General features: G+C 39.3%; 23 protein-coding genes. 4 read left to right on the forward strand and 19 right to left on the reverse strand.

Annotation, left to right across the window (positions count from 1 at the left end; all coding sequences use genetic code 11):
• Window positions 1–8 precede the first annotated feature (8 nt).
• From ABFU83_RS10205 to ABFU83_RS10245, 9 genes are all read right to left on the reverse strand, one after another.
• Complete coding sequence (locus tag ABFU83_RS10205) at window positions 9–533, reverse strand: hypothetical protein (RefSeq protein ID WP_347065686.1); 525 nt, start codon at window positions 531–533, stop codon at window positions 9–11.
• 12 nt (window positions 534–545) lie between these two features.
• Window positions 546–2201 (reverse strand): DNA repair protein RecN, encoded by a 1656-nt coding sequence (recN, locus tag ABFU83_RS10210; protein WP_347065688.1) that lies wholly within the window; start codon window positions 2199–2201, stop codon window positions 546–548.
• A 31-nt stretch (window positions 2202–2232) separates the two neighbouring features.
• Window positions 2233–3120, reverse strand: a complete 888-nt coding sequence (locus ABFU83_RS10215; RefSeq protein WP_136402539.1) for a DUF4835 family protein — start codon at window positions 3118–3120, stop codon at window positions 2233–2235.
• Window positions 3113–4321 (reverse strand): bifunctional phosphopantothenoylcysteine decarboxylase/phosphopantothenate--cysteine ligase CoaBC, encoded by a 1209-nt coding sequence (coaBC, locus tag ABFU83_RS10220; protein WP_347065689.1) that lies wholly within the window; start codon window positions 4319–4321, stop codon window positions 3113–3115. The genes ABFU83_RS10215 and coaBC overlap by 8 nt, the downstream gene beginning before the upstream one ends.
• A gap of 5 nt (window positions 4322–4326) precedes the next feature.
• Window positions 4327–4644 (reverse strand): DNA-directed RNA polymerase subunit omega, encoded by a 318-nt coding sequence (locus ABFU83_RS10225; protein ID WP_347065691.1) that lies wholly within the window; start codon window positions 4642–4644, stop codon window positions 4327–4329.
• Window positions 4645–4655: 11 nt separating this feature from the next.
• Window positions 4656–5462 carry an outer membrane protein assembly factor BamD gene (locus ABFU83_RS10230; RefSeq protein WP_347065693.1) on the reverse strand — a complete coding sequence of 269 codons (807 nt, stop codon included), beginning with the start codon at window positions 5460–5462 and terminating at the stop codon, window positions 4656–4658.
• Between the two features lie 164 nt (window positions 5463–5626).
• Window positions 5627–6139 carry a ferritin gene (locus tag ABFU83_RS10235; protein ID WP_300488445.1) on the reverse strand — a complete coding sequence of 171 codons (513 nt, stop codon included), beginning with the start codon at window positions 6137–6139 and terminating at the stop codon, window positions 5627–5629.
• Between the two features lie 24 nt (window positions 6140–6163).
• Window positions 6164–7045, reverse strand: a complete 882-nt coding sequence (gene dapA, locus ABFU83_RS10240; protein ID WP_347065695.1) for a 4-hydroxy-tetrahydrodipicolinate synthase — start codon at window positions 7043–7045, stop codon at window positions 6164–6166.
• A gap of 9 nt (window positions 7046–7054) precedes the next feature.
• Window positions 7055–7573 (reverse strand): hypothetical protein, encoded by a 519-nt coding sequence (locus ABFU83_RS10245; RefSeq protein WP_347065696.1) that lies wholly within the window; start codon window positions 7571–7573, stop codon window positions 7055–7057.
• Between the two features lie 48 nt (window positions 7574–7621).
• Between ABFU83_RS10245 and ABFU83_RS10250 the strand changes: the two genes are divergently transcribed.
• Window positions 7622–8404 carry a 5'-nucleotidase gene (locus ABFU83_RS10250; protein ID WP_347065698.1) on the forward strand — a complete coding sequence of 261 codons (783 nt, stop codon included), beginning with the start codon at window positions 7622–7624 and terminating at the stop codon, window positions 8402–8404.
• Window positions 8405–8416: 12 nt separating this feature from the next.
• Entirely contained in the window at window positions 8417–9334 is a 918-nt protein-coding gene (locus ABFU83_RS10255; RefSeq protein WP_347065700.1) for a metallophosphoesterase, read from the forward strand.
• On the opposite strand, the gene ABFU83_RS10260 is transcribed toward ABFU83_RS10255, so the two are convergent.
• The 6 genes from ABFU83_RS10260 to rpsF all read right to left on the reverse strand — a co-directional run bounded on the left by ABFU83_RS10260 (window position 9305) and on the right by rpsF (window position 13928).
• Entirely contained in the window at window positions 9305–10009 is a 705-nt protein-coding gene (locus ABFU83_RS10260; protein ID WP_347065702.1) for a lysoplasmalogenase family protein, read from the reverse strand. The genes ABFU83_RS10255 and ABFU83_RS10260 overlap by 30 nt on opposite strands.
• 154 nt (window positions 10010–10163) lie before the next feature.
• Window positions 10164–12161, reverse strand: coding sequence for an NAD-dependent DNA ligase LigA (ligA, locus tag ABFU83_RS10265; protein WP_347065704.1), 1998 nt, complete (start codon window positions 12159–12161; stop codon window positions 10164–10166).
• A gap of 84 nt (window positions 12162–12245) precedes the next feature.
• Window positions 12246–12716, reverse strand: coding sequence for a DUF6495 family protein (locus ABFU83_RS10270; protein WP_347065705.1), 471 nt, complete (start codon window positions 12714–12716; stop codon window positions 12246–12248).
• A gap of 109 nt (window positions 12717–12825) precedes the next feature.
• The gene (gene rplI / locus ABFU83_RS10275; RefSeq protein ID WP_347065707.1) at window positions 12826–13269 is read right to left on the reverse strand and encodes a 50S ribosomal protein L9; all 444 of its coding nucleotides are present in this window, start codon (window positions 13267–13269) and stop codon (window positions 12826–12828) included.
• A gap of 15 nt (window positions 13270–13284) precedes the next feature.
• Window positions 13285–13581, reverse strand: coding sequence for a 30S ribosomal protein S18 (gene rpsR, locus ABFU83_RS10280; RefSeq protein WP_347065709.1), 297 nt, complete (start codon window positions 13579–13581; stop codon window positions 13285–13287).
• 5 nt (window positions 13582–13586) lie between these two features.
• Complete coding sequence (gene rpsF, locus ABFU83_RS10285; RefSeq protein WP_347065711.1) at window positions 13587–13928, reverse strand: 30S ribosomal protein S6; 342 nt, start codon at window positions 13926–13928, stop codon at window positions 13587–13589.
• Between the two features lie 178 nt (window positions 13929–14106).
• Between rpsF and ABFU83_RS10290 the strand changes: the two genes are divergently transcribed.
• Window positions 14107–14802 carry a LytTR family DNA-binding domain-containing protein gene (locus ABFU83_RS10290; protein ID WP_347065712.1) on the forward strand — a complete coding sequence of 232 codons (696 nt, stop codon included), beginning with the start codon at window positions 14107–14109 and terminating at the stop codon, window positions 14800–14802.
• On the opposite strand, the gene priA is transcribed toward ABFU83_RS10290, so the two are convergent.
• The 4 genes from priA to nadC form a co-directional block, all read right to left on the reverse strand.
• A complete protein-coding gene (gene priA / locus ABFU83_RS10295) occupies window positions 14799–17249 on the reverse strand; it encodes a primosomal protein N' (RefSeq protein ID WP_347065714.1) in 2451 nt (816 codons plus the stop codon). The two genes, ABFU83_RS10290 and priA, sit on opposite strands and share 4 nt — an antisense overlap.
• An 89-nt stretch (window positions 17250–17338) precedes the next feature.
• Window positions 17339–17770 (reverse strand): DUF2147 domain-containing protein, encoded by a 432-nt coding sequence (locus tag ABFU83_RS10300; RefSeq protein ID WP_347065716.1) that lies wholly within the window; start codon window positions 17768–17770, stop codon window positions 17339–17341.
• Window positions 17771–17791: 21 nt separating this feature from the next.
• Entirely contained in the window at window positions 17792–18715 is a 924-nt protein-coding gene (locus ABFU83_RS10305; protein ID WP_347065718.1) for a YihY/virulence factor BrkB family protein, read from the reverse strand.
• Window positions 18716–18757: 42 nt separating this feature from the next.
• The gene (gene nadC / locus ABFU83_RS10310; RefSeq protein ID WP_347065720.1) at window positions 18758–19615 is read right to left on the reverse strand and encodes a carboxylating nicotinate-nucleotide diphosphorylase; all 858 of its coding nucleotides are present in this window, start codon (window positions 19613–19615) and stop codon (window positions 18758–18760) included.
• A 239-nt stretch (window positions 19616–19854) separates the two neighbouring features.
• On the opposite strand from nadC, the gene ABFU83_RS10315 reads away from it, so the two are divergent.
• Window positions 19855–20301, forward strand: a complete 447-nt coding sequence (locus ABFU83_RS10315; RefSeq protein WP_347065721.1) for a GNAT family N-acetyltransferase — start codon at window positions 19855–19857, stop codon at window positions 20299–20301.
• Window positions 20302–20347: the final 46 nt, after the last annotated feature.

Raw genomic sequence — 20347 nt, forward strand, 5'->3', positions numbered from 1 at the left:
CTATGTTTTTAAGTAAATTTCAATTTTAATTTTTCAAAAATAGTCATTTTATCTTTTACCCTGTTCATATTCATCTTCATATTCTCAATAAACTGAGCGCCAAATCCGTAGGATGCTGCTTTTTTATAGGCTTCGTAAGCCGGAATCAGGTTAAATTCCATTTCATAAATCCGTCCCAATTCGCTATGATAGGATGCTTTATCCGCTCCTTCAAGTGTGTTTAGCGTTTCGGCGATATGCTCTTTGGCTTCCTCCAATCGTCCCAGATCGACTAATAAATAAGTATAATTCAGGTAAGCCGCCGGGTAATTCGGATCAAAACGCATGGCCAGTTTGTAGTGATAAGCCCCTTTTTCGTGATTACTCAGCTTTGTATAATAGATCCACCCCAGGTGATTGTGTGCTTTTCCAAAATCCGGATACTGACCCAGGATTTCTTCGAGTATTTCTTTTGCTTCGGACACATTTCCATCCGAAATCAAAGCATCAGCCCTGATGAACTGATTTTCGTAGTAACTAATATTTTCTTCCAAAACAAAATCCTTTTAATCCATTAATAACGATCGGGCATGGTTACGTGCCGAATCGGAGATATCTTTTCCGGATAGCATTTCCGCAATCTCCACAATACGCTCCTCATTGGTCAGCAGTTTTAATTCGGAAACTGTAGTTTCTCCCTGAACGAATTTGAATACTTTATAATGCTGGTTTCCTTTGGCGGCAATTTGCGGTAAATGGGTAATGGCAAAAACCTGCATTTTCCGACTCATCTTTTTCATAATATCCCCCATTTTATGGGCAATTTCCCCGGAAACTCCGGTATCGATTTCATCAAATATAATAGTAGGCAATTTGGTATAATTGGCCAGTATGGCTTTTACAGCCAGCATAATCCGCGACATTTCCCCTCCGGAAGCCACTTTTTTCAGCAATCCGAAACTGGTTCCTTTGTTGGCCGAAAATAACAATTGTGCTTCGTCTTTTCCCAATGGTAAAAACGTTTCCGACGGGCGGATATCGAATTCAAAACGGGCATTTGGCATACCCAGTTCCGCGAGTATTTCGGTTATTTGTCCGATTAAAACCGGTGCTGCTTTTGTCCGGTTGGCCGAAATCGTTTCCGCCAATCCGTTTAAACTTTCTTTTAACTCCGTTTCTTCCCGGTTTAAGGTGTCAATCCGGCTATCCATATCGTCCGCCTGAACGACTTTTTGGTCAAGCGCCTGTTGGATTTCCAATAGTTCGGCAACGGTATTCACCTGATGTTTTTTCTGAAGCGAATAGATATTTTGTAATTTCTGATTGGTCAACTCCAATTGTTCCGGGTCGCTCATCAAGGCTTCGGAATGCCGTTGTAATTCATCGGCAATATCATCAAACTCAATCAGCACACTGGAAACCCGGTCGGACAAATCCTGATATTCTATAGACAACGGTGCTATTTTTAGCAAGGTCGCTTTGACTTCTTTTAAGTTCTGAATAAGTCCGATTTGTTCTTCATTGGCGATCATTATCGATTTGTCCAGAGCTTCCCGGATAAACTCCACGTTGTTTAGTCGTTCGAAAGCAGCTTCCAGTTCTTCCTGTTCACCGTCTTTTAAATTGGCTGCCAATAGCTCTTCCAATAAAAAACTATTATAATCCTGCTCTTTTAACAAGGCGTCTTTTTCCGACTGCAATTGTTTTAATTGCGAACGAATGGCTTTATAACGCGACAAACGGGTTTTATATTCCTGCAACAAATCCTGATGACCGGCTAAGGCATCCAGAATTTGTAACTGATAGGCCTCATCGGTTAATTCCCTTGTTTGGTGCTGCGAATGAATATCCAGTAGAAAATCGCCTAACTCCTGTAATTCCTGTAGGTTTACCGGACTATCATTGACAAAAGCTCTGGATTTACCCGATGGCAGGATTTCCCGTCTAATGATGGTCGTCGCTTCGTAATCGAGATCATTTTCCTCGAAAAAAGGTTGTAAGGCGTACGGTTGGATTTCGAAATGTGCTTCGATCACACATTTCTGTTCTTTATCTTTTAAGGAGGTTAAATCCGCACGGCGTCCCAACACCAGGCCTAACGCACCCAATAAGATCGATTTTCCTGCTCCGGTTTCTCCGGTTATAATTGAAAACTCGTTAGAAAAACAAATATCCAACTGTTCAATCAGAGCAAAATTTTTAATCGATAAGGATGTTAACATAATTTGTGCAGCGGTTTAGTAAAACACAAATTTAGTATTTTATATTACTCCATTTAGAAGAATTTAATGGAGATATTCTATTTAATTTTTCGGTCAGTTGTACAATATCCACATTTGGTCCGCCGGAATACATACTCACCAATTCGTCCACTTTAGCATCGAAAAACACCCGCATCAGGAATGAATTCGGACGCACGTCGTGTACTTTCGAAAGGGTTTCAATCGAAGCGATTACTTTTTCCTTGGCTGTTTTCTGATTTTCAGCCATTCGGTCCAATCCCTGTAAATGATACTGGTACATCGCTTCTCTAAATGGTGCATAGGTATTCGATAGCATATCATTGATCAAATAGTAACGCGTATTTCGTTTTTCCGATTGTACCCATCCTTCATAACCGCTGGATTGTGCCACATTGGCAATTGCCAAAGCCGCATCCAAATATTTTGCACCGCCCATGTTCTGATAGGTATCGGCATCGATTCCGATAATCATATTGGCATAGAATGCCAAAACAGAAATCAGATTGGAATCAAAGCTGTTCGGATTAAAGTACATGTTTTCGAATTCGACATAACGGAATTTAAAATCTTTGTCGTTAATATTAAACACCGGTGACGAATAGGTCGAGTTATAAATTGGTCGGGATGATTGCACCTGAATGGTTGCATCGAAGTTGTTGGAATCGAAACCGTTTACCGTGATAAAAACCACACAGTTGATTCTTTCATTTTGCTTAAAGGTTTTTTCGGTCCATTTGGTATTGTTCATAAACTCCGTCACCTGCTTTTCCAGGGTTTTAAAAATCTGCGGGTTTACGTTTGTAATCTGACTGTAATTTACACTTACACTACAATTCAGTTCCTGCGCAAAGCTGTTTAACGATAAAAAAGTAAGTATAAGTAGTATCCAGTTACGCATAATGAGCTATTATTTTGTTGACAATATCCTGAGCGACTTCTTCTTTGGTTTTAAGTTCCATCGGCTCGACTAAAAAATCCTTATCAATAAACGTTACCTTATTGGTGGGTTTACCAAAACCGGCACCGGTATCGTTTAATGAATTTAAAACTATCAAATCTAAGTTTTTTTTCTGAATTTTCTGCTTGGCATGCTCAATTTCATTTTCGGTTTCCAGTGCAAATCCAATCAAAAACTGATTTTTTTTGACCTCGCCCAGCGAAGCGAGTATATCTTTTGTTTTTTCCAGTTCTATGGAAAACGCAGCATCATTCTTTTTTATTTTCTGACTGGCAATATTTTTTGGACGATAATCGGCAACCGCAGCAGCCGAAACCGCCGTATCGACCTGATCAAAACAGTCGTGACACGCGTCATACATTTCCTGTGCCGATTGCACCCGTCGGATCTGAATGTGTTCATGTTGGATATCCAAATGCGTTGGTCCCGATACTAAAATCACCTCGGCTCCGGCATCAGCGGCCGCTTTGGCAATATCATAGCCCATTTTTCCGGACGAATGATTTCCAATAAAACGCACCGGATCGATTGCTTCGTATGTAGGACCTGCTGTTACCAGTATTTTTTTTCCGCGTAATGGCAATTGATCTTCCAGGTCTTTTTCGAGAAAAGCGACAATGTTTTCGGGTTCGGCCATACGACCTTCGCCGGAAAGCCCACTGGCTAATTCGCCTTTTTCGGCCGGAATAATATGATTCCCAAAATCCCGCAAAGCGTTAAAACTCGCGATCGTAGACGGATGTTTATACATATCCAAATCCATCGCCGGAGCGAAATAAACCGGACATTTTGCAGAAAGATAGGTTGCAATGAGGAGATTATCGCAATTGCCATTTACCATTTTAGAAAGGGTATTGGCCGTAGCCGGTGCAATTACTATCAGATCGGCCCATAGCGCCAAATCGACATGGTTGTTCCAAACGGCATTCTCATCTTCTTCGTTAAAAAAAGTGGAAAAAACCGGTCGCCTGGATAAAGTCGATAGCGTTAAGGGGGTTACAAAATCTTTAGAAGCAGGTGTCATGATCACCTGGACCTGAGCACCTGCTTTGATAAGAAGTCGAACTAATGTTGCCGTTTTATATGCGGCTATTCCACCAGAAACACCCAGTATTATTTTTTTACCGCTTAAAACAGACATTAGGATTATTTATTTGAGTCTCTGTAATAGATTTTACCATCCAACCACTCTTGCACTGCTAAAGCATGTGGTTTTGGTAGTTTTTCGTAGAACTTGGAAACTTCGATTTGCTCTTTGTTTTCAAAAATTTCCTCAAGACTGTCATTGTAAGTAGCAAACTCGTCAAGCTTATCGATCAATTCTTTTTTGATTTCGGAATTAATCTGATTTGCTCTTTTTGCCATAATGGTGATCGCTTCATACACGTTTCCTGTCGGTTCTTCAATCTTACTCTTATTGTAGGTAATCGTGTTAACCGGAGCAGTAGTCTTTTTTAAATCCATGACGTTCTTAATTATTTAGAAAATTGTTGTAATTCTTTATCAATAGTAGCCAACATTTCATCGGCTTTTGCTTTGTATTTGGTATCTTCCTTAAAACGGATCAGTGCCGAATAGGCTGTTTTAGCCGTATGCAAACGGTCTTCCATTTTCGAATGAATACTGTTTATTGCCAGTTTATAGGTTGAATCGAACTTATAAAACAAAGCATCTTCTTTGTAAATTGTTCCCGGATAGTCAACGATAAAATTGTCCAATGCCTTGATCGCTGCATTATAATCACGTGACCATTCTCCGATAGTGTTGTATTGCTTTGCGATTTCGAATGCTTTTTTCTCCAGCTTCTGACGCAATTCCGTGATCATTTTATTCGCTTCGGCCATGTTTGGCGAATCCGGATAGGTATTAATATACTCTTGTAATTTATCAATACCTTTTTGCGTATCGGTCTGGTCTATCGAATAAACCGGTGACAATTGGTAGAAGCTTTTCGCGCCTAAAAAAGCTGCTTCTTCTCTTTTCTCACTTTTCGGATAACCCGCCACAAACGATTCGAACTGATATCCTGACAAATAGTACTGTTTGGTCTGATAATACGACTGTGCAAACATATAAAACAGTTTTTCAGCCTGAGGTTTTCCTCGGTTTGGTGCTGCAATCTGTTCGAACAAACGGATCGCTTTTGAATATTTTCCGGCGTCGTACATTTTGGTTGCCACTTCATATTTCATAGCCAAATCTTCCGATTTTAAAGCTTTTTGATACTGGCTACAAGATGTTAACAGAACCGCAACAAGAAAAACGTATAGAAATTTACTCATTTTATTTATCAGTTTTTATGCCTTCAAAACCCGAAAAAGTCTTTTTCCGAAAGCAAATGCAAATTTAGTTATTAATTAGAGATTACAAAATCTTTTTTTTTCAGCCGAAAAACAAAAAAGATGTCCGTAAAATGACATCTTCTTTAAACTTGTTTTTTATACTATTATTGTGCCGATGTTGGCTGATTCCCGCTGAAATTTTTCATATCGTTATCAAACAGGTACAATCCTCCTTTATCATCTCCAATAAGATTGATTTTATCTAAAATAGTTCGTGCCGTAGCTTCTTCTTCGATTTGTTCCGAAACATACCACTGCAGGAAGTTATGGGTTGCATAGTCTCTTTCCGACAATGAAACGTGAACCAATTCGTTGATACTTGCCGACACCATTACTTCGTGTTCGAACAATTGTGTAAACAATGCTTTAAAAGACGAATAGTCCAATGACGGCTCAATAACGGCCGGAATTTGTGCCTGACCGCCACGTTGGTTTACATATTTCACAAGCTTTAGCATGTGCATTCTTTCTTCGTCCGATTGTGCATACATAAATGTTGCAATCCCCTCAAAACCCTGAACTTCAGCCCAAGACGCCATTGCCAAGTAAATTTGTGACGAATCCGCTTCTACCTTAATCTGGTTATTAACAGCTGCTTCAATAGTTTTTGATAACATATATTTCTTTTTTTTAATTAAAGGCTAATTTACTATTTTCTTTACAAAATCGTCAATGCGTTTTGCTAAATCTTCGTTAACATTTACCAACGGCAAACGCACCGTATCTTCCGATATTCCCAGTGATTTAAACACCGCTTTGATACCGGCCGGGTTGCCTTGTTCAAAAATCATATCGATACTATCGGCCAACAGATAATGCAATTTATAGGCTTCATCTACTTTTCGTTCCAAGCCTAAACGTACCATTTCTGAAAACTCTTTTGGAAATCCTTCACCAATTACAGAGATCACTCCGGAACCACCGGCTAAAACCATTGGTAGTGTAACCATATCGTCCCCGGAGATCACCAAAAAGCCTTCCGGTTTGTGCTGAATCAATTTCATAGCCTGCACGATGTCACCTGCCGCTTCTTTGATTCCGATAATATTTTTAAAATCATTTGCCAATCGGATTACCGTCGATGGCAACATATTGCTCGCCGTTCTTCCCGGTACATTATATAAAATAACCGGTATCGGAGATGCTTCCGCTACCGCTTTAAAGTGTTGGTAAACTCCTTCCTGAGTCGGTTTATTATAGTAAGGTGATACAGAAAGTATCGCTTGAAAAGCCGAAAGATCACGTGTTTTTAACTCTTCCACCACTTTATGCGTGTTGTTTCCACCAACACCCAATACTAATGGTAAGCGACCCTTGTTTGCTTCGATAACCGTTTTGATTACCAGTTCTTTTTCGTCATGGCTTAATGTTGCCGATTCGCCCGTTGTTCCCAAAACGACCAAATATTCTACGCCACCATCCACAACATGGTTTACAATTCGGATCAATGCTTCGGTGTCTACTGAAAAATCTTTTTTAAATGGTGTCACAAGCGCAACACCGGTTCCTATTAATGATTGCATGGTTATTTTTTATATTTTGTTTAAAATTTTCAGGTATCGGAACAACTCCGATACAAATTCCTGGTACTTTTCGGCCACAGTTCCGATCATAAAGTGATGCAATCGTTTATCGATCGTAGCAAATCCGGCTTTAAATTTGGCTTTCGACTGTAAGGTCACCCAAACCAGCGGCGCTTTTTCCACATCATAATAGCCGATCAGCATATCGAACGGATTTTCGCAAAAATCCAGTATTTCCTTTTTAACCGGTTCTCCTCCCAAAGCGATATCCTTTCTGCTAAAAAAAGGATAATCAAAGACCTCTTTTTTCTTAATCTTATCTTTATATATCAAAATAGAAATGTTTTTTTCCGGGATTCCCTGCGCAACCAACTCCTTTATCAGATTGTCCTGAGCCGAAAAATAACTTTCATCCAGCAATAAACCAATCGTTTGTATTTTCTCTGTTGTAACGGTAAGTTTATAGTTTGGTAATCTTTTTTTAATGATTTTTTTTAGGAAAAAATCCTTTATTGTTTTTAAAAACATAGTACTTTTACTTGGAATACAAAGTTAATTAAATAAGGATTATAACAAATGACAAAATTAAGAAAGTATAACCGTATTTTAACTTCAATTATTGTCCTTACGGGCTTTTTTTTATCGGTTTCCTGTACCACTCAAAAGTACTACAACACCAAAATTGAAGGAAAACAAATCGGTGTCACAAATGCCTATCCGGATGTTAAATCTATCGAAGATTATGTAGCGCCTTACCGTGATCACATCAACCAGGAACTCGACCATGTACTGGCCTATTGCCCGGAGACCTTAGACAAAAGCAAAGGAACCTGGCAAACAACCATCGGAAACCTATTGGCCGATGTGACCATCGAAATGGGCAACCCGATTTTCCAGTCACGCGAGAAAAAAAACATTGATATCTGTCTGTTAAACCATGGCGGAATCCGTGCGCCACTACCTAAAGGCGATGTAACTACGCGTACCGCTTTTGAAATCATGCCTTTTGAAAATAGTTTGATCATTATCGCATTAAAAGGCGCTCAGATTCGTGAAATGGCCGAATATATTTTAAAAGAACGCAAACCGCATCCGCTATCCGGTTTAAAAATCGTAGCCAACAAAGACAATTTAAGCATCAAATCGTTAAGCGTTAACGGAAAACCTCTTCAGGAAGATCAGGTATACTATGTTGCCACATCCGATTATTTATCCAATGGCGGCGACAGTATGAATTTCTTTAAAAAAGGAATTCAATCCTACGATATGGATTATAAACTCCGCAACCTGTTGATCGATTACTTTAAAAAAGTTGACACTATACCTGTTATCACAACCGAAAGAATTATCCTGGAATAAAAGACTAAGAAGATGAAAAGAAGAGAATTTTTAAAAGGCACATTGGCGAGTTCCGCTCTGGTTACCGTTGGAGGCCTTTCACTAAGCAGCTTTACAACTGCCCCGGATATTAAAAAGATTACAATATTACATACCAATGACGTTCACAGTCATATCGACCCGTTTCCAGCCACAGATCCCAAAAACCCGAATATGGGTGGTGTAGCGCGTCGTGCCAGTCTGATACAGGAAATCCGCAAAGAAAATCCAAATGTATTACTACTGGATGCCGGTGATATTTTCCAGGGAACCCCTTATTTTAACTATTATGGCGGCGAACTGGAATTCAAACTGATGAGCATGCTGCAATACGACCTGGCCACTATGGGTAACCACGATTTCGACAACGGAATTGACGGTTTTTACGCACAATTACCCCATGCTAAATTCGATTTCGTTTCTGCCAATTACGATTTTAAAAACACGGTTCTAAACGACATTGTTAAACCGTATAAAATATTCGAAAAAGACGGTATTAAAATCGGCGTTTTTGGATTGGGTGTCGAACTACAGGGACTTGTAGACAAAAAGCTTTATAAGGAAACCGTTTACATCGATCCGGTGGAAACCGCAACCGAAATGACCCGTATCCTGAAACACGAGAAAAAATGCGATCTGGTGATTTGTTTATCCCATATCGGTTTTAAATATAACAACGAGCCGGAGCGTATCTGCGATATTCTTTTGGCCCGAAGAACCAAAGACATTGATTTAATCATTGGTGGACACACACACACATTCCTAAGCAAACCGGTTATTGAGAAAAACCTGGATGGCAAGGAAGTATTGATCAATCAAGTGGGCTGTTACGGTATCAACTTAGGGCGTATCGATTTTTATTTCGACGCGAACAAAACGAAATCACATTCCGGAAGAAGTATTGTCGTATAACACTCTTTTATAATCCATTATCAAAACGGATTTATAAAGCAGATACTGCGCCACGACAAACATCGCCAGTGAAATCGGCTGAAACAACGGCAACGTGAGATAATACAGGTTGATCGTTACGAGAAACTGGATAAACGTAAACAATAAGGTACTTATCAGTAACAGGGTATTTACCTTATTGTTATTTAAGATATAATTCGCGAGGGTAAAACCACCCAGAAAAATCATAAAAATTCCATTCACCCAAAACAGATAAATTCCGTTTTCAATTTCGGCATTGACAAGGCTTGTAACGGTAATATAAATAAAGAAAAACGGGATACAACCTATCAAAAATGGGATAATTTTTGGAAAAGCAATCCGCTCCACCAACATATAAACTACCATCACGCGGTACAAGAGAAAAAACAGCGATCCGAAATAAACCGTGTCTTTTGTCGCCGCCACAAAGGCAATATTGGCTATCCAGTTAAAAAAAAGTGCGAGTACAAAAGCATTGTTCCGCTTTTCGGAGTTCAGGTAATAGAGATAAAATAATATTGGCATCAGGAAGGGTTTCGAAATATACGTCAAAAAATGATCCTGCATATATTCACTCAATACCGAAATCCCGCCAATCAAAAAATAAAACAAAATCAGAATCCCACTTATTCCGTCTTTTACTTTTTGCTCCATACTACACCACATAACAGATTAAAAATGAAAGATTTTTGCCGCAAGTTACAATAGGACGTCCTACAATAACGCAAAAATTCCGGGAAAAGCAGATTCCATCGATTAGGATCAAAAAAAAACGTTAATTTCTACAATTCATCTGACAATAAAACACTTATTGAAGCATTAGCAAAAAATCATCTTCCGTGATAATCGGGATATTCAACTGACTCGCTTTTTCCAATTTCGATGGCCCCATATTGGCTCCGGCCACTACATAATCGGTTTTTTTCGATATGGAACTCCCCACCTTTCCACCATTATCTTCTATCGCTTTTTTAAGTTCATCTCTGGAAAATTTTTCAAAAACACCGGACACTACAAACGTTTTACCCAACAACAGCTCCGAAACGGCCGTATCGTGATGCGCAGCCATTTCCAGTTGTACCCCAAAACTTCGCAATCGTTCGATGATAATTTTATTAGCTTCGTTTGCAAAAAATTCCAGCACACTCTGTGCGATTCGTTCTCCGATTTCATCAACCAGAACCAAATCCTCCAGACTTGCCTGTGCCAATGCATCGATGGTTTTATAGTGTTTGGCCAGTTTTTTAGCTACGGTTTCTCCCACATAACGGATTCCCAGTGCAAACAACACCCGTTCGAACGGCACTTCTTTGGATTTTTCAATTCCTTTGATCAAATTATCGGCCGATTTTTCAGCCATTCGCTCCAACGGAATCACCTGCTCTTTCGTCAATTCGTATAAATCGGCATAATCGTGTACCAGTCCGTTATTGTACAATAAAGCCACCGTTTCCCCTCCCAAGCCTTCAATATCCATAGCTTTTCGGGAGATGTAGTGTTGGATTCGCCCTATGATTTGCGGCGGACATCCATAGAAATTCGGACAATAATGTTGCGCCTCTCCTTCTTTTCGCACCAATTCGGTTTGACATTCCGGACAATGCGTAATATAAATAGTAGGCTGTGAATCGACCGGGCGTTGCGTTTCATCAACAGCGATAATTTTAGGAATGATCTCGCCGCCTTTTTCCACAAACACCGTATCTCCAATTCGGATATCCAGTTTTTCGATCTGATCCGCATTGTGTAGCGAAGCGCGTTTTACAATCGTTCCGGCCAACTGAACCGGTTCCAGATTGGCTACCGGCGTAATCGCTCCGGTTCGTCCTACCTGATAGGAAATCGACAACAATCGGGTCGACACCTGTTCGGCTTTAAACTTATAAGCAATCGCCCAACGCGGTGATTTTGCCGTATACCCCAATTCGTCCTGATATTGCAAACTATTTACCTTGATCACCACACCATCGGTTTCGTACGGCAACGTATGGCGGTGTGTATCCCAATAATCGATAAACGCAAAAACTTCTTCCATACTTTGAGCCAATTGTGCTTGTTTTGGCACTTTAAAACCCCACTGACGTGCTTTTTCCAAGCCTTCGAACTGCGACTGAAACGGCAATTGTTGTCCCACAAGCGCATATAACAGGCAATCCAACGGTCTTTTTGCAACTTCGGAACTATCCTGCAATTTCAGACTTCCAGATGCGGTATTTCGCGGATTCGAATAGGGCGTTTCTCCTATTTCGATCAATTCCTGATTCATTTTTTCAAAACCTGCAAACGGCAGAATAATTTCCCCCCGAATTTCGAATTTCGGAGGATAATCCCCTTTTAAACGGATCGGTACGGCTTTTATCGTTTTAACATTATTGGTCACATCATCCCCCTGAAAACCGTCGCCACGCGTAAGGGCGCGTTTTAACCTTCCATCTTCATAAGTAATACTAATGGAAGCTCCATCATATTTTAATTCGCAGGTATATTCCAACGGGACATCACCCAGGATTTTCTGCGCTCTTTTTTCCCAATCCAATAAGTCTTCTTTGGAATACGAATTGTCCAGCGAATACATTCGGTATTCGTGTAAAATCGTTTCGAAATTTTTTGTCACCAAACCGCCCACACGCTGGGTTGGCGAATCTTCGTCAAAATATTCCGGATACTGCTCTTCAAGCGCCTGTAATTCTTTTAATTTCAAGTCGAAATCATAGTCGGAGATTGTTGGGTTATCCAACACATAATAATTATAATTGTGTTGATTCAATACTTCTCTCAGCGCCTGAATAGTCTGTAAAACGTCCATAAAATACAAAAATTGGGAAAACCAGTTTGAAGGAACTAATTTAACCAATTTCTGATAATTTCGGGATGTAATTCCGAATTTCTATTACTCGAGTATATTTTCCATTTGGCGGTACAAATCGCCGTCACACAGAATGGCTCCCTGACGAACCAGTCCGAATATTTCGTCGTTGCGTTCGTCGACAAAAACCTTTTGTCCTTTCTGGATTTCAACATTATCCGTAAACAGATTATCACTAAGCCAGTCCAGTCCTTCTTTGGTTAAAAAATCGACTTCCGCAACCAGCGAATGGATTACAATGGTTTGCATGTGAATATCACTGCAATGAAACAGAAAAATATGGTGCTTCGAATAGTGTTCCAGGTATTTGGCATTGGTTAGCACACCTTCCCAGATCAGATCGGAAAAAACATCGATCTCCTGTTCGGCGACTTCCGGGTTTTGCGCTTTAATTTTATCCCATTCGGCTTTATCAACCGACTGTGTGGCCAGAAAATTCACAAATTCCGGGTGCAGTTCTTCCAATTGTTCTTTTGTTAATCGCGTATATCTCATTGTTATTGTTTTAGTACCGCAACCGGATGCTTCCGATGGCCGGCAAAACATAAAGGTATAAAAAAAAAGCCTTCCCGATTGGGAAGGCTTTTGCTTTATTTTGCTAAAATTATGCTTTTTCAGCAACAATTTCGTATGCTAATTCTACGATTACATCACGGTGTAAACGGATAGAAGCATTGTATTTTCCTGTACGTTTAACGATACCTGAAGTGATGAATTTTCTATCGATTGCATGTCCGTTTTTCTCTAAAACTTCAGCGATATCTGCATTAGTAACAGATCCGAATAATTTTTCACCACCCGCTTTAGCTGTGATTTTGATCTCTAAAGCTTTAAGCGCTTCAGCCAAACTTTTCGCATCAGCAACGATTTTAGCTTCTTTGTGCGCTTTTTGTTTTAAGTTTTCAGCTAGTACTTTTTTAGCTGATGGAGTAGCTAAAATTGCAGCTCCTTGAGGAATTAAAAAGTTACGACCGTAACCTGGCTTAACAGATACTACATCGTCTTTAAAACCTAAATTCTGTACGTCTTGTTTTAATATAAGTTCCATAATCTCGCCTCTTTTTTATTTTAATAAATCAGCCACATATGGCATTAATGCTAAATGACGTGCTCTTTTTACCGCTACAGATACTTTTCTTTGGTATTTTAAAGAAGTTCCTGTTAAACGACGAGGAAGGATTTTTCCTTGCTCATTCACGAATTTTAATAAGAAGTCCGCATCTTTATAATCAACATATTTGATACCGGACTTTTTGAAACGACAATACTTTTTAGTTTTGTTAGTTTCTATATTTAAAGGCGTAAGATATCTGATATCCCCGTCTTTTTTTCCTTTTGCAGATTGCTCAATACTTGACATACTAATTAAGCTTTTGTAGATTTTAATTTTGCTCTTCTTCTTTCAGCCCAAGATACTGCATGTTTGTCTAAACTTACAGTTAAAAAGCGCATGATTCTTTCGTCACGACGGAATTCCGTTTCAAATGCAACTAAGATTTCTCCAGATACTTTGAATTCAAATAAGTGATAAAAACCACTTTTCTTGTGTTGGATTTCGTACGCTAATTTTTTTAAGCCCCAATCCTCTTTCGCTACCATCTCTGCTCCTCTAGAAGTAAGAAAATCTTCAAATTTGCTTACTGTTTCCTTTACCTGCTGCTCAGATAAAACGGGATTCAAGATGAAAACAGTTTCATAATGATTCATAAGAATAAAATTTATTTGTTATAAAATTGGGTACAAAAATAGCGATTTATATTTAATCTACAAGGGTATTTTCTTTTTTTTACCTTCCACACTGTTTTTATCCGAACTATCCTTTGTCAATCCGATCTGTTTTGCTATTTTTATTACTAAAATAAACTTATTTGATTTTTATTAGAATATGAAGATAAACTGTATTGTAGTTGATGATAGTAGTATTCAGCGTTTAACCATTACCAAACTCGTAACCGAGAACCCAAATCTCTCCCTTGTAGGCGAATTCTCTAATGCCATTGAGGCAAAGAATTGCATTACCAATAAAAATGTGGATTTGGTTTTCTTGGATATCGAAATGCCGGTTATAAGCGGTTTTGATTTACTAGACGGATTGAAGGCAAAACCGCAGGTGATTTTCATTACATCAAAAACGGAATATGCCGTTAAAGCATTTGATTATGCCGCTACCGATTATTTGCACAAACCCATTACCCGCGAACGATTTAATGTTGCTGTAAAAAAAGCAATGAACTTTGTTTTGCTCGGAAAAGAAAATTCCGACGAGGAAAGTCCGTTTATCTTTATCAAGAGCAACCTTAAAAAACTTAAAATTTACATTTCGAGGATTAAATGGATCGAAGCTTACGGGGATTATGTAAAAGTAATTACCGACGAGGATAATCATCTGGTACTGTCGACCATGAAAGCGTTTGAAAACGAACTCCCGAAAGACAAGTTTATCCGGGTTCACAAATCCTTTATTGTTAACATTGATAAAATCGACAAATTCAACAGTAAATTTGCCGAAATCGGCACCAATAAAATTCCATTGAGCCGGAACAAAAAAGAAGATTTGGTAAAAGCAATCGAAAACGCTTAGTAATTATCCACATTAACCGAGACTTTTATCGCCCGGTATTGCGGGATCGCCTCAAAACTGCTTCCAATTTTCCGTATCATTTTTTTGGTGTTCCCCAAATGGCTTTTCTGCGGAATCTTAATTAGAATGGTACGGATGTATTCATTCCGAATCCTGCTTATAGCGGGTTCTTCCGGACCAAGAACCGGGATTTGAAGGGATTGTGTCAACACATTATACATCCACATCGAACCTTCTTTTAATTTATCAAAATCGCGGTGCTTTAACGTCAGTTTTACCAATCGGTAAAAAGGCGGATATTTAAAATTGTGCCGTTCATAAACCTGCTCTTTATACATTCCGATATAATCGTTGGCTGTTACCTGCCGGATTATATTATGGTACGGATTATAGGTTTGAATCATCACTTTTCCTTTCTTTTCACTTCTTCCCGCTCTACCTGCTACCTGCATCATCATCTGGAAAGCCCTTTCATGCGAACGAAAATCCGGTTGATTCAGCATATTGTCGGCATTCATAATTCCAACCAGCGTTACATTATCAAAATGCAAGCCTTTGGCCAACATTTGCGTACCCACCAGAATATCGATTTCCTGTTCCCGAAAAGCATCGATTATCTTTTCATATCCATATTTTCCACGGGTGGTGTCCTGATCCATCCGACCGATATTTTTTTCCGGAAAAAGTTCCCGCAATTCCATCTCGATCTGTTCCGTCCCAAACCCTTTGGTCGACAAATCCACTGACTGGCAAGCATGGCAATGCGTAGGATTCGCAATCGAATACCCGCAATAATGACAACGCAACTGGTTTTTATATTTATAATAGGTAAGACTTACATCACAATTAGGACATTGCGGTACATGTCCGCAGGTCATACATTCCACAAAAGGAGAATACCCTCTTCGGTTCTGAAATAAAATCACCTGTTCACCTAACGATAACGATTCCGAAATAGCCTCGATCAGCGTATCGCTAAAATGCCCTTTCATCCGTTTCCGCTTGTATTTATCTTTTAAATCGACCAGGAAAACTTCGGGCAACAATACTTTTCCGTAACGCTCTGTTAAATTGATCAAACCATATTTTCCGGATTGTACATTATAATAGGTTTCCAGACTTGGCGTAGCCGATCCCAAAAGCACCTTTGACCGGTGTGCTGCCGCCAGTACTATAGCCGCATCACGGGCATGGTATCGCGGTGCCGGATCAAATTGCTTAAATGTTTGCTCGTGCTCTTCGTCGATTACAATAAGTCCCAGATTCGAAAACGGCAAAAACAAAGCCGAACGTACTCCGATTACAATTTTGGCTTTTTCGGAATTTTGCAATACCTGTTGCCAGACTTCTACTCTTTCGTTATTGGTATATTTGGAATGGTAAACCGCGATCTGGTTTCCAAAATAAGCCGTAAGGCGACTTACCAACTGAACCGTTAACGCAATTTCGGGCAACAGATACAACACCTGTTTCCCGGATTGTATATATTCTTCGATCAGCTTGATATAGACTTCCGTTTTTCCGGAAGCCGTAACACCGTGCAATAAGGATACACTTTGTTTTTCGAAACTATCTTTAATTTCGTTCAACGCTATTTGCTGCGGATCACTTAACGCAAAACCGGAATCCTCTGATTTCTCAAAACGAACCCGATCTTCCAACAAATAGTATTCTTCAAAAACCGCTTTATCGACCAATGCCTTAACCGCCGCTGATCCCGCTCCGGAAACTTCAATTAATTTTTTAACCGAAACCGGTTTCTTTTCGGTTGCCTGCAATTGAAAATATTGCAAAACCAATTCCCGTTGTTTCGACGCTCTGGACAGCAACTCCATCAATTCCGACAATTGCTCCTGTTGTAAAAACTCCGGTTGCAAGCGGATGTACTTCGTTACTTTTGGTTTGTATTTTTCAACTACTTCCTCCTGAAGCGTTAGTACATTTTTGGACAACATTCTGTTTAATACCGGAAAAACGTTCTTTTTTCCCAGAATCGCCATAATGTCTTCCACTTTTAAAGACGATTGTTGTTGCAACGCTTCCCAAATTAAAAACTCATCATCCTCCAACTCCTTACTATGAGTATACCCGTCTTGAGGCGCAGCAATAATCGTTTCACTTTCCAATAAAAAACCAGAAGGCAATGCGGTTTTATACACATCACCAATACTACACATATAATAGTCGGCTACCCATTTCCAGTGTTCAATCTGAAATTCGTTTACCACAGGCACTTCGTCGAGTATCTGATGAATTTCCTTCGCCTTATACAATAGCGGTTCGTTCCGATGTAATTCGATCGCCAGTGCCGTATAAATCTTGTTTTTACCAAATGGTACCGCCACGCGCATTCCTTTTTTAAGAAATGCGTATTCGGCCTCAGAAACCTGATAGGTAAAGGTTTTATTCAAAGCTAACGGCAAGACAACTTCTACAAAATAGGACATCGGTTGGTTTTAAATTACAAAGATAACGGCTGACCATAAAAAAACACTTCCCGGGAGAAGTGTTTTTTTTTATACTATTTAACAGCTATTTATTTTACTCTTGACCAGGTTTGCGTTCTTCCAATTAACGAAATCCCTACATACCCTCTAACATTTAGTTTATCGTGACCGTCTAATTTTACGGTACATTTATAAAGCTTTCCTTTGTTTGGATCCAGGATTTTCCCTTCGGTATATTCATCGCCGGATTTTTTCAATCCTTTTATAATCGTCAATCCTAAGATTGGTTTGTCTTTATCTTCACCGCTACAATCTTTACATTTCGCATTTTTCTTCGCCGGATTCAAAATCTCAACCACTTTACCATAGATTTTCCCTCCGGATTCCGTGATTTCCACTATTGATTTTGCTTCACCAGTTTCATCATCAACTGTTTTCCATTTGCCCACCACACCTTGTGCCTGCACTGAGAACAGTCCTACAAATGCTACAAAGAATACCGTCAAAAGTTGTTTTCTCATAATTATAGTTTTTTCGTTTTGTTAAATATATAAATTTTTTCTTTTTAATTTGTTAATAGTCGCATTTAATTCAAACCCTAACAACAAAATCATACAGTTTATCCATATATAAAACATCAATACAAGAAGTGTACCAATCGATCCATACAATTCGTTATACCGCGCAAAACGCACCACATAAATCCCAAATACATAAGACGAAATCACCACTAAAACCGTAGTAAAGATCGCTCCGGCATTAAAAAACGGAATCTGTTTGGTTTCTCTTGTTCCGAATTTAAACAGAAATGAAGCCGACACAAACAACATGATCAGGATAAAAGCATACCGTGCCAACTGGATAAACAACACATCGTCCAACAATAGTCGATTGGACAACATCTGTATAACGACCTCCGACACGACTATGGCCGCTACCGTTACGATCAGGAAAAAGGAAAAAATAATCGACAACCCGATAGCTACCGCATATTGCCTAAAATAACCTCTGGTAATCGTAATATGATAGGACGATTCGAAGCCGCCCAAAACCGCATTTAATCCGTTGGACATTAAAAATATCGACAAAAAGAATCCCGAAGAAAGGAGACTTTTATAACTATTATTCATAATATCCATCAGAATGGCTTCTATAGCTCCATAGGTATTTGGCGGTACACTATCGGATACGAATTTTAAAAAATCCTCCTGAAATCCTTCTAACGGAATATAAGGTATCAAGTTCAGTATAAAAAGAGCGAACGGAAAAAGCGCCATAAAGAAACTAAAGGCAATAGCACCCGCCCGATACGAAAAGGCGCCTTTGGCGATACCGATTCCGTATAATTCCAACAAGTCATATAAAGACAGTCCTTCCAGCCCGGGAACTTTTATCGTTTTGATAAAAGCCATCAGCTTGTTTAGCACCGGTATTTTTTCAATTTGTTCTTCGATTTCTTTTGACACTACCGTTATCGTTTCGTTTTATATTTTGATGAAATATACAAATTAAATCGCTTTCAGACTCAGGTCCATATTATAAATAGAATGCGTTAGTGCTCCGGAAGAAACATAATTTACACCACACTCGGCATAATGACGTACGGTTTCTTCGTTGATTCCGCCGGACGATTCCGTTAGACATTTTCCATTGATCATTTCTACAGCCTTACGGGTATCCTCGTAATTGAAATTATCCAACAGTATGCGATATACACCTTCGTTTTCGAGAATTTCACGCACTTCATCCAGATTTCTGGCTTCGACGATAATTTTAAGATCAAGATTCTTTTCTGCCAGATAGGCATTTGTTTTCTGAATGGCTTGGGTGATTCCACCGGCAAAATCAATATGATTATCTTTTAGCATAATCATATCGTATAACGCAAAACGATGATTTTCGCCGCCGGCTATTTTTACCGCCCATTTTTCGATTGCACGTATTCCTGGTGTGGTTTTACGCGTATCAAGTATTTTCGTTCCGGTACCTTCCAGAAGCGCAACAAATACTTTTGTTTTGGTTGCGATCGCACTCATACGCTGCATCGCATTTAGCACTAATCGTTCCGCTTTTAGTATCGATTGGGAACTTCCGGAAACATGAAACGCCACATCGCCATATTTTACAGGAGTCCCATCAGCAATAAACACTTCCATCTGCAAGCCCGGGTCGACATATTGAAACACCATACGGGCAAATTCCACTCCGGCTAAAATACCGTCGTCTTTTACCAATAATTTTGCTTTTCCGGTAGCCGATTCCGGTATACAGGCTAACGAACTATGATCACCGTCTCCTACATCTTCGCGGATCGCATTCGTAATGATCAAATCTAGTTCGTGCTGAAATTGTGCTTCTGAAATCATCTGTTTTCTATTGAGATGCTAAAATAGGCATTCCTTTGAAAACCTAAAAATTTAAACCCATTTTAAACCTTTATTAACGCCGGAAGACTTTCCGTTTTGCAGTAGTTTCTCCGGTTAAAATCATTGGATCATTTGCTTTTGATTTTACTATAAATGCCTAACTTTAGAACGATTAATCCGTGCTTCATTTCAACGATCCAATCGTTCAGACGGATTTTTTACAACCAAACCTTATACGAATGAACATTATCACGCAAACCAAAGGTGCCTTTACCATTTCTACCGACAAATCCAAACTGGACATCAACGTTATTCATCACTATCTGTCGCAGGAATCGTACTGGAGTAAAGATATTCCGGTAGCCCGTATTCAGAAATCGATTGAAAACGCACTTTGTTTTGGTATTTTTCACGAAAACAAACAAGTGGGTTATGCCAAAGTTGTCTCCGACTTTTCGACCATGGCTTATCTGGGTGATGTTTTTGTACTGGAAGCCTATCGCGGTCAAGGATTATCAAAATGGTTACTGGAGACCATTATGTCACATCCGGAATTACAGGATTTGCGACGTTGGATATTACTAACCGCTGATGCGCACGAATTGTACCAAAAATACGGTTGGAAACCTATTGCCAGTCCGGAGAAATGGATGGAGATTCACCGGCCGGATATCTATAAAAAATAAACAAAAAAGGGATACCTGAAAAAACAAGTATCCCTTTTAACAGATT

This window comes from Flavobacterium sp. WV_118_3, from assembly GCF_039778605.1.
GTDB lineage: Bacteria > Bacteroidota > Bacteroidia > Flavobacteriales > Flavobacteriaceae > Flavobacterium.

What these genes read in the sequence shown, in the direction of transcription:
- ABFU83_RS10260 (WP_347065702.1), bottom strand. Translation starts at nt 10,009, where the DNA reads ATGGAGCAAAAAGTAAAAGACGGAATAAGTGGGATTCTGATTTTGTTT.
- ABFU83_RS10225 (WP_347065691.1), bottom strand. Translation starts at nt 4,644, where the DNA reads ATGGATTTAAAAAAGACTACTGCTCCGGTTAACACGATTACCTACAAT.
- ABFU83_RS10250 (WP_347065698.1), top strand. Translation starts at nt 7,622, where the DNA reads ATGACAAAATTAAGAAAGTATAACCGTATTTTAACTTCAATTATTGTC.
- ABFU83_RS10245 (WP_347065696.1), bottom strand. Translation starts at nt 7,573, where the DNA reads ATGTTTTTAAAAACAATAAAGGATTTTTTCCTAAAAAAAATCATTAAA.
- recN (WP_347065688.1), bottom strand. Translation starts at nt 2,201, where the DNA reads ATGTTAACATCCTTATCGATTAAAAATTTTGCTCTGATTGAACAGTTG.
- ABFU83_RS10315 (WP_347065721.1), top strand. Translation starts at nt 19,855, where the DNA reads ATGAACATTATCACGCAAACCAAAGGTGCCTTTACCATTTCTACCGAC.
- ABFU83_RS10270 (WP_347065705.1), bottom strand. Translation starts at nt 12,716, where the DNA reads ATGAGATATACGCGATTAACAAAAGAACAATTGGAAGAACTGCACCCG.
- ABFU83_RS10215 (WP_136402539.1), bottom strand. Translation starts at nt 3,120, where the DNA reads ATGCGTAACTGGATACTACTTATACTTACTTTTTTATCGTTAAACAGC.
- ABFU83_RS10230 (WP_347065693.1), bottom strand. Translation starts at nt 5,462, where the DNA reads ATGAGTAAATTTCTATACGTTTTTCTTGTTGCGGTTCTGTTAACATCT.
- ABFU83_RS10235 (WP_300488445.1), bottom strand. Translation starts at nt 6,139, where the DNA reads ATGTTATCAAAAACTATTGAAGCAGCTGTTAATAACCAGATTAAGGTA.
- rpsR (WP_347065709.1), bottom strand. Translation starts at nt 13,581, where the DNA reads ATGTCAAGTATTGAGCAATCTGCAAAAGGAAAAAAAGACGGGGATATC.
- rpsF (WP_347065711.1), bottom strand. Translation starts at nt 13,928, where the DNA reads ATGAATCATTATGAAACTGTTTTCATCTTGAATCCCGTTTTATCTGAG.
- ABFU83_RS10300 (WP_347065716.1), bottom strand. Translation starts at nt 17,770, where the DNA reads ATGAGAAAACAACTTTTGACGGTATTCTTTGTAGCATTTGTAGGACTG.
- ABFU83_RS10255 (WP_347065700.1), top strand. Translation starts at nt 8,417, where the DNA reads ATGAAAAGAAGAGAATTTTTAAAAGGCACATTGGCGAGTTCCGCTCTG.
- ABFU83_RS10290 (WP_347065712.1), top strand. Translation starts at nt 14,107, where the DNA reads ATGAAGATAAACTGTATTGTAGTTGATGATAGTAGTATTCAGCGTTTA.
- dapA (WP_347065695.1), bottom strand. Translation starts at nt 7,045, where the DNA reads ATGCAATCATTAATAGGAACCGGTGTTGCGCTTGTGACACCATTTAAA.
- coaBC (WP_347065689.1), bottom strand. Translation starts at nt 4,321, where the DNA reads ATGTCTGTTTTAAGCGGTAAAAAAATAATACTGGGTGTTTCTGGTGGA.
- ligA (WP_347065704.1), bottom strand. Translation starts at nt 12,161, where the DNA reads ATGGACGTTTTACAGACTATTCAGGCGCTGAGAGAAGTATTGAATCAA.
- nadC (WP_347065720.1), bottom strand. Translation starts at nt 19,615, where the DNA reads ATGATTTCAGAAGCACAATTTCAGCACGAACTAGATTTGATCATTACG.
- priA (WP_347065714.1), bottom strand. Translation starts at nt 17,249, where the DNA reads ATGTCCTATTTTGTAGAAGTTGTCTTGCCGTTAGCTTTGAATAAAACC.
- rplI (WP_347065707.1), bottom strand. Translation starts at nt 13,269, where the DNA reads ATGGAACTTATATTAAAACAAGACGTACAGAATTTAGGTTTTAAAGAC.